13 protein-coding genes and 2 pseudogenes are annotated in these 14,304 nt (G+C 38.3%); 14 read left to right on the top strand and 1 reads right to left on the bottom strand.

Going from position 1 to position 14,304, the window contains the following annotated elements; translation table 11 throughout:
- Positions 1-78: 78 nt before the first annotated feature.
- The gene (locus EV143_RS20425; protein ID WP_133509780.1) at positions 79-1,599 is read right to left on the bottom strand and encodes a DoxX family protein; all 1,521 of its coding nucleotides are present in this window, start codon (positions 1,597-1,599) and stop codon (positions 79-81) included.
- 1,475 nt (positions 1,600-3,074) lie between these two features.
- Here EV143_RS20425 and EV143_RS20420 point away from each other — a divergent pair.
- The 14 genes and pseudogenes from EV143_RS20420 to EV143_RS20360 all read left to right on the top strand — a co-directional run.
- Positions 3,075-3,485 carry a DUF3408 domain-containing protein gene (locus tag EV143_RS20420; protein WP_127340904.1) on the top strand — a complete coding sequence of 137 codons (411 nt, stop codon included), beginning with the start codon at positions 3,075-3,077 and terminating at the stop codon, positions 3,483-3,485.
- Between the two features lie 415 nt (positions 3,486-3,900).
- Positions 3,901-4,380, top strand: a complete 480-nt coding sequence (locus tag EV143_RS20415) for a hypothetical protein (protein WP_133509779.1) — start codon at positions 3,901-3,903, stop codon at positions 4,378-4,380.
- 70 nt (positions 4,381-4,450) lie between these two features.
- A complete protein-coding gene (gene mobA, locus EV143_RS20410; RefSeq protein WP_133509778.1) occupies positions 4,451-4,885 on the top strand; it encodes a conjugal transfer protein MobA in 435 nt (144 codons plus the stop codon).
- Position 4,886: 1 nt separating this feature from the next.
- Complete coding sequence (gene mobB / locus EV143_RS20405; RefSeq protein ID WP_133509777.1) at positions 4,887-6,182, top strand: conjugal transfer protein MobB; 1,296 nt, start codon at positions 4,887-4,889, stop codon at positions 6,180-6,182.
- A 462-nt stretch (positions 6,183-6,644) separates the two neighbouring features.
- Positions 6,645-7,208, top strand: coding sequence for a hypothetical protein (locus EV143_RS20400; RefSeq protein WP_133509776.1), 564 nt, complete (start codon positions 6,645-6,647; stop codon positions 7,206-7,208).
- A gap of 4 nt (positions 7,209-7,212) precedes the next feature.
- Positions 7,213-8,883, top strand: coding sequence for a hypothetical protein (locus tag EV143_RS20395; RefSeq protein WP_133509775.1), 1,671 nt, complete (start codon positions 7,213-7,215; stop codon positions 8,881-8,883).
- Positions 8,884-9,064: 181 nt separating this feature from the next.
- Complete coding sequence (locus tag EV143_RS20390; protein WP_133509774.1) at positions 9,065-9,982, top strand: tyrosine-type recombinase/integrase; 918 nt, start codon at positions 9,065-9,067, stop codon at positions 9,980-9,982.
- Positions 9,983-9,992: 10 nt separating this feature from the next.
- Positions 9,993-10,862 carry a tyrosine-type recombinase/integrase gene (locus tag EV143_RS20385; RefSeq protein ID WP_133509773.1) on the top strand — a complete coding sequence of 290 codons (870 nt, stop codon included), beginning with the start codon at positions 9,993-9,995 and terminating at the stop codon, positions 10,860-10,862.
- 126 nt (positions 10,863-10,988) lie between these two features.
- Positions 10,989-11,453: an N-acetyltransferase gene (locus EV143_RS20380; RefSeq protein ID WP_133509772.1), complete on the top strand. Its 465-nt coding sequence runs from the start codon at positions 10,989-10,991 to the stop codon at positions 11,451-11,453.
- Entirely contained in the window at positions 11,450-11,980 is a 531-nt protein-coding gene (locus EV143_RS20375) for a hypothetical protein (protein ID WP_133509771.1), read from the top strand. Before EV143_RS20380 ends, EV143_RS20375 begins: the two co-directional genes overlap by 4 nt.
- Before the next feature lie 201 nt (positions 11,981-12,181).
- A pseudogene (locus EV143_RS21930) lies at positions 12,182-12,349 on the top strand (RHS repeat-associated core domain-containing protein); the annotation flags it as partial.
- A 114-nt stretch (positions 12,350-12,463) separates the two neighbouring features.
- Positions 12,464-12,895 (top strand): HNH endonuclease signature motif containing protein, encoded by a 432-nt coding sequence (locus EV143_RS21925; protein WP_317128081.1) that lies wholly within the window; start codon positions 12,464-12,466, stop codon positions 12,893-12,895.
- Positions 12,895-13,623: a DUF4262 domain-containing protein gene (locus EV143_RS20365; protein WP_133509770.1), complete on the top strand. Its 729-nt coding sequence runs from the start codon at positions 12,895-12,897 to the stop codon at positions 13,621-13,623. The genes EV143_RS21925 and EV143_RS20365 overlap by 1 nt, the downstream gene beginning before the upstream one ends.
- 398 nt (positions 13,624-14,021) lie before the next feature.
- A pseudogene (locus EV143_RS20360) lies at positions 14,022-14,207 on the top strand (IS1/IS1595 family N-terminal zinc-binding domain-containing protein); the annotation flags it as partial.
- Positions 14,208-14,304: the final 97 nt, after the last annotated feature.

Genomic DNA, 14,304 nt, shown 5'->3' with positions numbered 1-14,304 from the left:
TTAATGGTCTACTCTTTTTCAGGTTTTCGACCTTCCCCTGGACTGTACAGTGTATTTTCAAAAGCATAAATGCTGATATTATCTTGATGCGGTAAAGGGCTTGTAATAATTGGTCTGTAATTTTTCAATTGTTAGACTCCTTCCATTCAATGAAACAATCCGGTCGTTTAAAACAACAAATTCATCCATTGTCCTGCCCGCTATATTGTATACATAAAAACTAAATGCATAGGTGTTTGCACTCAGGTCGTATACATCAATTATCGAAGCCTGCTTCCACATAATTTCAGGTTCGTATTTTCCAATGAGAGCCGCATTTACAAAAAGATAATTGCCAAAAGATGCGGTCAGTTTATTGACCAATTTAGGCTGTTTGCTCAGAGTGGTTACTTTTTTCGATTCTATCCTCGCAACAGAAACCTGTGCACGTGTAGTTGTATCAATAGTATGCCCTGAGGTATGATTGCCTATCTGAGAATCAATCATCAGGAATTCATTTCGATAGGCGTAGGTATAGATTACCTTGTCAAGCTGGGAATTATAAAGCAATGATCCGTCCGTGTCAAATATACCGTCTACCTGCTTCAGCAGAAGTCTGCCGTTAAGCTGTAATGATGCATCATTATTAAAAGTAAAGAGTCCTAGCGTATTTGCTTTTGTTTTAGAATCAATAGCTCGGATAACTGCTGTCTTATCATCGATCGGCTTCAATATGGAAAAATAAGCTTTTCGATACATTTTAAGCTCCGCTTTCCAGTTGGTGGTATCTCCAATAAAAATGCAGGGTACGCTTCCATCGCTAAAATAAAAATAAGGTGATTTTACGGCAAGGCGCGGCACAGTGTAAGGAAATTTATATTTAGGAAGTTCGATGCGAATTGTCTTTTTTTGAACCAGACTGATATCAAAAATTGTTACGGCCAGCGGTTCAGCCCGATTGCCTAAATAAATCTGTCCTTTGTCATAACCGGCTATATAATATGTTGCTTGTGGAAGCAGGATCGTTTTCTTGCTATTAGTAGGGTACTTGGGAAATCTTCGCACAAAATTATTACGATGATGGATTATGTCTTCTGATAACATAAACAGCAGGGCAACAATACCAATGCTGAAGAATATCGTCATAGAAAAGGCACTGGCCAGTGCAGCAGGTTTTGAAATAAAGTGTGCCTTTGGCACACCCCGGCGCAGTATCAGGATACCTGCTGCGGCCAGCATCATGAAAACAAAATTAAAAATGAAATGTTCCTCCCATCCCATTTTTTCCAAAATTCCTCCACAGGAACAAGGGACAAATGGGCTGTAATTTAAAATAATGAAAATGTATGCGGTAAACATAACCATCATGCACAACGCTCCAAAAAGCCCCATGATTCTCCACCTTTTTGAAAGGATAAGCAATACAATGAATAATTCAAGCATCGGAACCATCCATGCAATGTATCCGGCAAATGCACTTAATAAAGGTGACTGTCCCAATTGAACACGGAAGTTCTCAAAGTCGAGCAATTTGCTTACTGCCGCGTAAACAAAAAGCAGTATATAAAGCAGGCAGATTATGTCGGCTATAGTATTTTTAAAGGATATTGATGTTTTCATGTCATTGCTTTTAACGTTTACAGTATTCCAGTATAATCTCACTTGAGGGCATACCAAACCACCCTCACATATGTAGCTTTTTTTTTGTAAAAATCACGGGGTAAATATTTTATACAGCTAAATTAAAACATAGCTTTCAAAGGATTGTTGACAAAAACGATCCAAAAAATGTAAAAAACGATCCATTTTACTTATAACGTTGGCTAAATTTTATTATAATTGATAACTATATTGTAAAATTCTTTAAAATAAATAATTAACCCTTATCCATTCAGGATTATCTCATATCAAAACGGGAGAGAAAAGGCCGTTTGTGACTTAAAGTTGAATAACAAAATTCAAATTCTAATATTTTGCTTATATCAGCCTATGCAAATAGCAGAATACAAAGCCAGCAGATTATATCTACTATAGTATTTTTAAAAGAGACTTCCATCTTCATGTTTTCTCTTAGCCTCTCTGTGAATCATAGCTTATATGAGATTTGCACATACCAATTCAGCCCAGCTTATACTGCTAAAATTAGCTAGTAATCACATCTTTAGTGTTTTGTAAAGCTAAATTAAAACAATATTCTGGAAGGATTGTTACGAAAAACGAGCCAAAATTTGCAAAAAACGAGCCATTTTACTGGCCTACTAAAAAAGCTAAAACACATAAAAAGGCTAGCAAATACAGGCCTTATGGACAAAAAGTAATAGTTTTTTCCTTTAATACCTAAAAAAAACTTAGAATTATGGAGTATAAAAAAACGTCGTAAACCTGAAAGGATGTTTAAAATGATATTGATACTAAAAAAATCAGGTGAACTTATAAAAAGGAAAGCTAACACTGAAAACATTCGATACAACTAATTAAAAAAACGACTTTGGAGTTTTTTTTACAGCCCCTGCAAGGGCAAGTGGTTTTGAGATGCTGAATTCATTTCAAGCATCTCAGAACACAACTTGCTATTTTCTCTCGAAAATATTTTTACAGATGGATTTTAATTGAAAGGGCTTGTTGCCCTTTTTTTTATTGTAATGGTATTAAGTAATTTCTTTTAGAAAAAAAGCTGAAGTATCCATTTCGAATTTCGATACGAGTATTTGAGTAATAGCTTTTTACAAGCAGGCCAATGAAGGCCAAATAATGCCTTCGAGCGCCATATTCTTAGAGTCTGGCCATATTTCCTGTTATTTGTCCCAGCAGACAATAAATCAGGTAAACAGAGAAACGTACAAACGGTGATACGTGGCTCCCAATGCCTGAAAAGACAAATGACGGTACGTACAACAACAAAGGCATCATTTACAACCGTACAGCACTGGACATAATTAGTTGTACAGCAGATAAGACAGACGGACAGCTGTGTTCATTTTTATGCAGTCGAACCTCCTTTAACTGTACCGGAGCTACGGATAAAAACAGGTGCAGTTATACGGTACTGTTTAAAAGCAAAACGAAAATTGACAATAAATAAAACAATAAAAACGATGAACAGCGACAATGAAAAAAAAGTGACACCTGATATCGATGAAGGAAAAATGATGGATCTGATGGTGGATGGAGTGAGAAAAGAAGGGTTTAATGTCGATACGGAAACACCTGCTGAACAGCCAGAAAAGGAAAAGCCGACAGCAAAAGAGCAGAGCCGGGCAAAAAGGAATAATCAGGCTGACTATGAAAGTATATTTTTCAGGGAAGTAAAAAGTACTGCACGCCACGGCAAATCAGTATATATCGATCCCGACCACCACAAAAAGCTCACCCGTATCGTTCAGGTTATCGGAGAGGACAACATTACCATCTATGCCTATCTCAGCAATCTGCTGGAACATCATTTCCATGAGTTCGAACAGCAGATAACGGCAAGCTTCAATGAAAAGAACAAACCCATTTTTTAAGTTTTTAGGTAAAAAATACTTTTTTATAAATCCTTAAATCTTTGCAGATTTATAAACGGCACTCAACTGAGCCTGTACAGAAACCAAGAAAAAAAATATTTTTCCAAAGAAAACAGAAAAAGGGAAAAAAGAAAAAGAAAGCAGTTTCACAGGACGGGATGCAGACAGGCCAAAAGGAAACGGAATAAGTCCCGAAGGGTGGCTTGTGAGTACGCGAGCAAGACATTATGCCGTAAGCTTTTGGACAGGCTGATCCAGCCCGTCCTATCTTAGTTTTCTTTTTATTATTTCTTTCGGATAAAATAAAAATCCATCCCGTCCAAAACCGGACATGTCCCGCCAAACAAAGCCACAGAGTGCCAAAAAGCAGAGCCTGAAAGTATAAGAATTACCTTTTGGCTTAAAATCAAAGACCATGAAAAAAGACAAGCAAAAGGATAAGGTGGAGAAAAAGAAAAAAAAGCCGTTCACACCGCCAAAACCGGAGGAAGAAAAGAAGAAAAAAAACAAAAAAAAGGGCATCCGACAGAGCAATCCGTTTATCAGGATAGACAGGGGCGGAAATTTTTTAACCAATTTCTTTTCCAATTTTTTCAGACAGCTTAGAAACCCGACAAAAACAGGGATCAGCGAACTGTTAGGAAAATTTCTGGTAATCAAAATTGACCCAAAGGAAAAGAACCCTGCACAACAGCCTGCAAAGCCTGCGGATATTATGGGACCGGTGAAAACGGTTTTACGTAACCTAAACTACAGCGGGGACAATAATCTAAGCCCGGCTGAAAAAGAGTCACTCAGACAGCGTACCAACCAGCCCTTGAAAATTGATTTTAAGACAGGGCAGAATGAACAGCAACAAGAAAATATGCCGAAGAAAAAAGGCTTAGGCATGTAGGAGTAATACCCAGAGCAGACCAAGAAAAGGCAGGGAATAAAATCCCCAGACCAATAATAAACTAAATCCAGTGAAAAGCAATACACCCAGAGCGTATAAAGGAGGCAGGCATCCCAAAGCAGATCCCGCCGTGCACCGCTATTCGATCAGTCTTACCGCCGAGGAAAACGCCCGTTTTCTAACCCTTTATGAGCAGTCTGGCATGAATGTTATGGCGCACTTTATCACGGCGTGCATTTTCCAAAAGGGCATCAAAACGATAAAGGTTGACAAGACTGCAATGGAATATTATGTGCGCCTGACTTCTTTATTCGGGCAGTTCAGGGCTGTGGGGGTAAATTACAATCAGGTTGTAAAAATGCTCAATAGTAATTTTTCCGAAAAGAAAGCCCTGGCATATCTGTACAAGCTGGAAAAACAGACAGCAGAATTTGCCTTGCTGTCACAAAAGATAATACAGCTTACGGGGGAATTTGAAGCAAAGCACCTGAAAGAAAACCCATGAAATGATAGCGAAAATAGCAAGAGGCGCAAGCTTGTATGGTGCACTGGCCTACAATTACCAAAAGGTTGAAAAAGAAAATGCCCATATTCTGTTTACACAGAAGATTATCGAAGCTCCTGACGGAAGCTATTCCATGGAGCAGTTATCCCGTTCTTTTGACCTGCATCTGCTGGCCAACCGAAAAACGGAAAAACCGATACTACATATCTCACTAAACCCTGACCCCAAAGATACCGTAAGCGATGCTGATTTTGAGAATATGGCACAGGAGTACATGAAGGAAATGGGTTACGCAGACCAGCCTTTTGCAGTATTCAAACACACTGATATTGACCGCACGCATATCCATATCGTATCGGTCTGCGTGGACGGGGACGGCAGGAAGATATCAGACAAATTTGAAAAAAGGCGTTCGATGGCTGTCTGCCGGACACTCGAAAAAGAATACGGACTGATCTCTGCGGTTGAAAAAAAAGAAAACTCACAGAGCCCTGTATTCAAACCCATAAATTACAAAGAAGGCGATATAAAAAGCCAGATGGCTTCGGTTATCCGCCACCTGCCCAAATACTACCAGTTCCAAACTTTCGGGGCATATAATGCGCTTCTTTCCCTTTTCAAAATTACGGCAGAAGAAGTCAGGGGCGAATACAACGGAATCCCAAAACAGGGACTGGTATATTTTGCACTCAATGACAAGGGAGAAAAAGCAAGCAATCCCTTCAAGGCTTCGTTGTTTGGAAAAAATGCCGGATTAATAGAACTTGAGTCCCATTATGGGCAAAGCAGGACGAAATTAAAAGGCAGTCCCGCTAAGGGAGCACTCAAAGGCAGGATCGAATCAGCAATGCAGACTGCTTCAAACGAATCTAAATTTAAGAAAAAGCTTTTGGAACAGGGTATTAATCTTGTGGTACGTCGAAATGGTGAAGGGCGTATTTACGGCATTACTTTTATTGACCACGAATCCCGCTGTGTTTACAACGGATCAGAGCTAGGCAGAAACCTTTCGGCCAATGTCTTTAATGACTGGTGGAATAACGGAGTAAAAACAGATCAGCCACTAAAAAATAGCAATGATTCAGCACTGACTTCCAATGCAGAAAACCAGACTATCCAGCCGGAGATTGTACCGGACTTTTTTGAGAAACACGACACTTATGACAGTGCAGATCAAAACAATATCATTGAAGCGTTTGGAAGCTTACTACCTGAAAACCAAGGGGAAGATTTTCAGGAAACAGCATTTGCCAATCAGATGAAACGCAAGGATAAGCGCAGGAAACCAAAGCTTTAAGTCTGTTTCTAAGCATGTGTTATTTACATCAAATGTATGAAACACGATTTTCAATGTACCGTATATAAAAAATTGATAGGATACATTATTGGGATTTTTTTAATTGCCTGCTATTAAAAATACAATTCCCCGGTTATGTACCAAACCATCTCCTTAATTTATCGCATCAGGTGTCCGCCCTGCGATTTTCCGCAATTATGAAAGCTGGGTTCAGTTTTAACTCATTTAGCCGACACCTGTCTACAAGATCGCTGGGTCACCCAGCCCCGAAAAAAAAAAATGTCCTGAGCACTTAACGCCATCGAAAGACAAATAGTGCCAGCCCTTACCATTACTGCAATAAATTCAAAACTGCATTTTATATTTGCCGGCAGACTTCTATACCTTATTAGATATAAAGCAGTACCGCCAAAGGCTTGGGCGTGCCTTACCGCCTAAAATAATGGAAAACCTTTACTATTTATGGAAAGTTTAGAAACACTGTTCCGGTCTTTTGAAACAGGCATCAGAAGTGCGAAGGCTTTAAAGCCCAAGGAGTACCTTAAAAGCATCGGACTGGAATATTCTGATCTTCGGATCGGCTTTAATTCAGGACAGTTCCACCACCGAAAAACCTTGAAATCCAAAGAAAGGTTTGAAGAGCTGGGTGTAATTACCAAGAGTGATGCAGGAGTGCGGGATGATTCACTGACCGCCTATACCGTCTTTGGACGCTACGGGCTTGTATTCCCCTTACTGGACAAAGAGAATACCATTGTAAATTATTTTGCACTGCGTTTTGATCTGGACAGCCCAAAGGAAGAATATTTAAATCAGAAAGGAATTTATCCTGCATATCCGCATCCGCTTACTAAAAAACTGTATCTCGCGCCGACTGTCATTGACTGCGCCAGTCTAATACAAAGCAGGATACTGGATCAGAGGGAAGCGGTTATTGCCCTGCATGAAGGGGAACTGCTGGAACAGCATTTGGAAATTATCAGGTCATTATATGAATTGGAAGAAATAATAATCTTTAAGCGGTGAGAAAATGGAAAAGATCAGGTTACAAATGCAGGAGATCAGACCCGACGTTCCACTCTCAATAGTGGAACTTCCCGAGGGGCACAGTCTGAATGACATGTGGGTCAATTATGGAGAGGACGGAATATCGAATCTTTTAAAAAGTGCAAAAAAAGAAAAGACAGGAAGCACCCTGCAGATTGTAAACGGCTACAAGATCAGCTATACAGGCATCGCAGGAGTGTTTTTCGTTGTAGGCAACCTGCCTATGGATTTGGGAAACCTCAGGGTATCATTACAGATTGTGGCACATACTACACAGAAGAAACACAGGCTTAAAGTCGACCTTTTTGATTTTGGAAGCGTGCAGAGCCAGTGCGGGGAACTCTCCGAGAAGCAGGGTTTTGACTTTCAGGAACTCGAAACAGACTTTTTACAGTTGACGGATTTACTGGAACAGCATCGGGAAGCCCTTTTTGATGCGGAAATAAATCCCGTTACGGATCGCTACTCTGAAAAAGAACTTACACCGCAGGCACATGAAAAAGCGGTCGAATTTCTTTCAAAACCAAACCTGCTGGAAAATATAAACAAGCTCTTGGAGCAGAACGGAATTGTCGGGGAAGAGCAAAACAGGATGGTTCTTTTCGTGCTCGCTTCGAGTTATAAGATGCCGTATCTGATGCATGCCATCGTGCAGGGATCAAGCGGGGAAGGAAAAAGCCATCTGATTAACGGGATTGCGCAGTGCATGCCTCAGGAAGACGTGATGAACATGACCCGTATTACAAGCAAATCCCTATACCATTACAGGGATAAGGAACTGATCAATAAGCTGATCGTAATTCAGGATTTTGACGGACTCGATGAAGAGGCTCAGTATGCCTTTCGTGAAATGCAATCAGCCAAGTTCCTGACCAGCTCCACAGTGGTCAAAGATATCTTTGGAAACAACAGGGGAAGGATCAAACAGGTACAGGCGCACTTTGCCAGTATGACCACTACAACCAAAGCCGAGGTATATTATGACAATATGAGCCGTTCGGTAATCTTGGGCGTGGATGAAAGCCAGGCACAGACCATGCGGATCATAGCGATCCAAAACAAGAAGATTGCAGGAAAAGGCAATAACGAAAATGAGGTTCAGGCGACACAGCTTCTCAGAAATGCCATGCGGGTGCTGAAATCCTATGAGGTGATCAATCCATTTGCAGACAAACTTACCCTTCCACTTGAAGCCAAGATGCTCAGAAGGCTCAACAGCCAGTTTCAAAACTTTGTTTCGCAGATTACCATCCTGCACCAGTACCAGAGAAAAACGGACAATAAAGGCAGGCTGATCGCCACCAAGGAAGACGTGAAATCTGCCGTTGATATTTTCTTTACCTCCATCATCATCAAAGTGGATGAACTGGACAAAAGCACAAGACAGTTTTTTGAAAACCTAAAAGGCTACGTAAAGAGCCAGCAGAACGGAACAACGCACCGTTTTACCAATAGGGAAATACGCCAGAAACTCAACATCAGCAAGACCTCTTCATTCCGGTACATGCAGTTGTTGCAGGAACTCGAATACATTCAGGCAATTGAAGGCTCTGTAAACAGGGGTTTCAAATATGTGATAAGCTACTGGGACAATATGGAGAAACTAAAAAGCAAGATCAGGAAAGAACTGGGCGCACAATTGGAGCAGTTTTAGAATCTTTAAAAATGCAAAAAACACAGAAAAACATACAAAAAAGCAAAAAATGGAACGCCCCGGAACACCAGCGGAACACCGGAGCTCTTGTATTTACTGGGTATACGATACTGGTGTTCCGTGTTCCACGAAGCGAGTAAGCGACGGGTTTAAAATAGATTAATTTAAGAACACTAAAAAGATGAAAAACAGGATAGAAAATAAAGAATTTCGAAGGCTCTTGGATGCCTTTGACAGTTTTATAAAGGTCAGGAATTATAAGACCGGCAAAAGCAGGATGTACCAAAATACCCTGATAGAATTTCTGGTCTGGCTGGAAGAATCGGGAATCAGCAGGATTCAGGAGCTGACTTCCAAAGAATCAATCAAATACTTTGAGTATTTAATTGCAAGGCCAAAGCTCAGGGGCGAAGGAACGCTGTCGCAGAAAAGCATCAAGTTTCATCTTTTTGTGCAGGGACTGTTCCTTTTGAACCTGATGGAAAACAAAGAAATTGAAAACGGCTATTATATTCCCTCTTATGAGGGAGGAACACAAGAGTCAAGAAACACCCTTAGTGTAGAAGAAATAAAAACGGTGTACAAGCATGCCGAGAATGAACTCGAACGTGCCCTGCTCTCCGTAGCTTATGGATGCGGACTCAGGCGTTCTGAAATCAGTGCGCTGGATTTAAAGGATGTAAAGCTGGCTACCGGAATGGTTGTGGTCAGGAGCGGGAAAAACAGCAAAAGGCGTGAAGTTCCCATGAGCGACACGGTTATGGGCTACTTAAAAAAGTACATTCAGGAAGAGCGCAGTCAGAGGCTGGCGGGGAAAAGCCAGATAGAAGAAGCCTTTTTCATTAATTCCAAAGGCAGGCGAAGCACAGGGGAAAATCTGAATGATATCCTAAAGAAAATGATCGAGCAGACTAAAAATTTTGAACTGATAAAAAAAGATATTACGCTCCACTGCCTCAGGCACAGCATTGCAAATCATCTGGCGGAGAATAATGCAGGGATTGATTTTATAAGAAGGTTTCTGGGGCATTCCGATATCAATACCACCTATATCTACGCCATTAAAAACAAGAAACGAAAACCAGTCGCAACCTTTTAAGTAATCTGATATGACAAAACAAACCTTAGAGCAGTTCCTGCTACAAAATTACAGCCCACAGACAGTATCAAGCTACTTATTTGCGATCAATCACTTTTTAAAATTGAATCCGAAAGCCAAGCGTTACAAATACGGCAATATCGTCAAGTATATGGAAGAAATAAGCGCAAGGCAGTCCAACAGCAAATATCGTGTTGTCATCTTATCGGCAGTCAAAAAATATTATGATTATCTGGTCATGAGCGGTTACAGAAATGACCATCCATGCAAACGCCTGAATATTAAAGTAAACAGCAATCAGGCGATACAGGTGCAGGATTTGTTCAGCAGTCCAGAACTGCAACTGCTCTTGGAACGTGAGAACCGTTACAGGCATTTGGACGTTAGAAATAATGTTTTATTATCATTACTTATTTATCAGGGACTTACAAGTGATGAAATTATAAGGCTTACTGTAAAAGATATTGATCTGGATAATGGGACGGTTTATATCAAAGCTTCGAAAAATCTCAATAAACGAAGAATGAACCTAGTGCCAAGGCAGATGATTTTGTTTTTCAATTACCTGCAGGAAACCCGACCCAAAATGCTTCGCTGTAAAACCGAAAAACTAATTATTACAAAGCTTGGCAAGCCTATGTCGGTCGACAGTATCCATGCAATGATTGCCCCTCTAAAGGGATTGTTTCCCGATCGGAAACTCAATCCGCAGACCATAAGAATGAGCGTGATCTGCAACTGGCTCAATGAGAAAAATATTTCTTTAGAGAAGGCTCAGGAACTGGCGGGGCATAAATGGCCGGGAACTACGGAAAAATACATCAAAGTTAACAGCTCACATCAGAGGGAAATTATAAATCGATATTTTCCAAGTTTATGATAGTTATTTTTTGGATGAAAAAGTTTTAATATCGTAGGATTTACTAAGCTAAAAAGAAGTATTAAATAATCTATAAAAAACAAATAATTTACAAATTTGTAAATTATTTGTTTGTATTTTTACATTATGGAAATAACCCATGTGAAGAGTTCGCAAAAGAAAGATGTTGTTATAGAGTTAGTCTCAGAAGAAGACTATCTTTTTATAACAGAGGATGATTACCATTTTGATTGGGAATTAGAAAAAAAGAATGTCGTTTACAAATTGAAGTTTCCGGATGATGATGAAATTTTAGGATTAATGTCCCTTAAGGATATTCCAAGTGAAAGCAGGGTTGAGATAATATTGTTGGCATCGTCTGTTATAAATACTGGAAAGAATAAGATTTATGATGGGATAGCAGGAAATTTAATAGCCTTTGCATGCCGTGAATCAGTCAGGTTGTACGCTGATTACGCTTTTGTTTCTCTGCATCCAAAAACGGAGTTAAAAAGTTACTATATGGCACAATATGGGTTTCAAGATGCCGGAAGACAAATCTATCTCGAAAGTAAACCATTGTTTAATTTAATGAATAAATATCAGATATGAAAACTAAAAACATATACGAAAAGTACAGCCTTGAAGAAGTAGCGGATTCGATTGTATTTAAGAATCCCCTATCTGAAAAGGAAGAAAAAGAATCCTCTGCAGAACTAGCGGAAGTTAGAAGAAAAAACAGAGAGAGCCTGACTGACAATCAAAAATTATATGCTAAAGTTCTGCAATTGCGTTTCTTAATGGAGGATTATGCTAAGTCAGAAGTGTATGATGAAAATAGATCATTTGCATCTTTTCTTAAAACTTATATTAAATTTAGCTATAAGGTACAGAAAAAATTTGCTGAGGATATCAATTTAAAACAAACGGAATTAAGTTTAATTTTAAATGAGCATCGCTTGCCCAATGAAAAAACTATTGTACGTTTAGAGATACATTCAGATAATGTAATTCCGGCGTTAAGCTGGTACAGGGTAGTTGAAAAACAAAGAGAATATGAGCTTGAACAAGATATTAAATTTAAACAGGAACAGAAGAAATTCGTGAAAAATCATCTTGAATTTGGAAATGCAGTTTAAATTTATGCTTCATAAACACGTTAGCCCCCATTTTAAATGGGGGCTTTTTTTATAGCTATAAGTGAAAATTTATTAGGAAAATAGTTGAACTAAATCTACTTTCGTATTGTAGAAAAATGTAACTGGACGTTCTTTATATGGAGATTTTTTGCAAGGGGCTGTTTTATATAAAAAAGGTTTACAGAACCCTATAAGTATAAGTTCCAAGGACAAGAGCGTCAAGACGAGCTGGGACTGGGCTGGGACAGTTTTAAATGGAGAAACTATGATCCTGCCATTGGTAGGTTTATGAGTGTAGATCCTTTAACAGAAAAATATCGAGATTGGGCACCTTATGTTTTTAGTGGAAATAGAGTTATTGATAGTCGTGAATTAGAAGGACTAGAACCTATTACTGCTACTCTAGCTTTAGAAGTAGAATTTGCGCCAGAAACTTTAGCTGCGGAAAGTGCAGGAGCTGATTTCAGTGTTGCATTAGAAGGTATGACTGTAGAATCCGTGCCTAGAATTAGCACATGGGAGAGCATTGGGAATTTTTTTGGTGAACTTTGGGAAACAGTAGCTGGAGGTTCTGATGTAAAAACTGATTTGATTCCTAAGAATGCTATGGAACAAAGCATAGATAAATCAAAATCTAATGCAAATGAAAAAACTAAATTAGAGGATATTCCAAAACCAGGAAAAGGAAAAGGTTCAGTGGCTAAAGCAGATAGAGATCCAAAACGAACTTTGACTAAAAAGGAAAAAGCAGAAGCTATTGAAGAAAGAGGAGGTACATGTGAGGGATGCAATAAAGAAGTAACAACTGAAACAGCAGATGCACATCATACTGAAAGACATGCAGATGGTGGGAAAACTACAAAAGAAAACACTAATATTTTGTGTAAAGATTGTCATAAAACAATTCATAAATAATGAAAAAAGAAGAATTTAAATCGATCATTAATTCACATATTAAAAATTTTGGTTATCATGTTACGACCGTCGCTGGTAAAAGCGCCTTACCAAGATATTCATATTCAATTGGTCTTGAATATACTTTAGGATTTGAACTAGTATTTGCTGGTGGCGAAATATTTAAGTTGAAGGAAGTTACTGAGATTATGAAAAATATAATCGAGCAACTAAAGATTAATTCGGATTGGACGAAAATGAATTTTAAATCCGATGACTTGAAATCGTATACACTTTCAAAAGTTAATGAATCATGGATTTCACTTATGTTAGATGGTATAGAAGATTATTATAAAGGAAAAAAAATAATAGTTTTACAAATCGTTCCTGATCAAAATAATAAAACATTAGATGTTCCAGATATGTCTATTGAATTCAATGCTGAAAAGAATAAAATTTGGCAGTGGCTAGTTAATGAATGGACTTATCCTATAGCCGAGGGAACACTTGTTTTTACTAATAGTGAGGCATTATTTGGTAAAAGAATTACAGAATTAATGAGATGGGAAGAGGATGAATGGGAAATGTTTACAGATAATAGTGATGAAATTGACAAAGCTAATATAAAAGCAGTCCCATTTGGTATTCTTTTAGGAATTGATTCTACCCTTAAGGAGGCTATAAATGTTAAAGAGGGAAAAGGATTATGGCGAGAAGATGATTCATTAGAATGGAATCCTTGGGGATAAGTTTGTTTGTTGATCATGAAATATTTTACTTAACTATAATCAAAAAGGGTGAACTACACTTATCCTTTTTGATTATAGTATTGATGAATGTTGAGATCCGGATTTGTACACCAAAGTTTTCTATATGTTCAATTTGATTCTCATTACCGATTTAAATTCCATTGGCTTCATAACATAGCTAATGGTGATTCAAAAAATGTTAGTCAATACAAGTTTTCAAATGTATTCAGATAAAATAATGACAAATAGCGAATTTTTAGGGTAGTGTTTCAAAGTTAGTGATATGAGATTTTAGATTTCTAACGTATTGAAATAGAATAAATATCAGTAAAAAATAATTTAAAGATGAGCAGTAATGCTCATTTTTTTTGTTTTAATATTGCCTTAAATAAGCTAAAATGAGTAAAAGTCCGACATGGTGTTCCAGAGTTAGTGATGATGTAAATTGCCCAAAATGTAATGAGGAAAAGGTTGTTAAAAATGGTAGAACAAAAAACAATAAACAGCAATACTATTGTAAAATCTGCAATCATCGTTTTATAGAAAATTACACTTATCAAGCTTACAATTCAGATATAAATAAAGGTTGCAAATTCTGGCAAAAGTGAGCATGCCATTCCGGTAAAAGAGATCAGTTGATTCCGGTTTAAAGTGACCACCCTATTCTTGTAAAAGAGATCA

Origin of the sequence: Flavobacterium chryseum, from assembly GCF_004362015.1 — a bacterium.
In the GTDB taxonomy this organism is placed as follows: Bacteria; Bacteroidota; Bacteroidia; order Flavobacteriales; family Flavobacteriaceae; genus Flavobacterium.
Note: the sequence above shows the minus strand (reverse complement) of the source record. Positions and strands in the feature narration are given on the sequence as shown.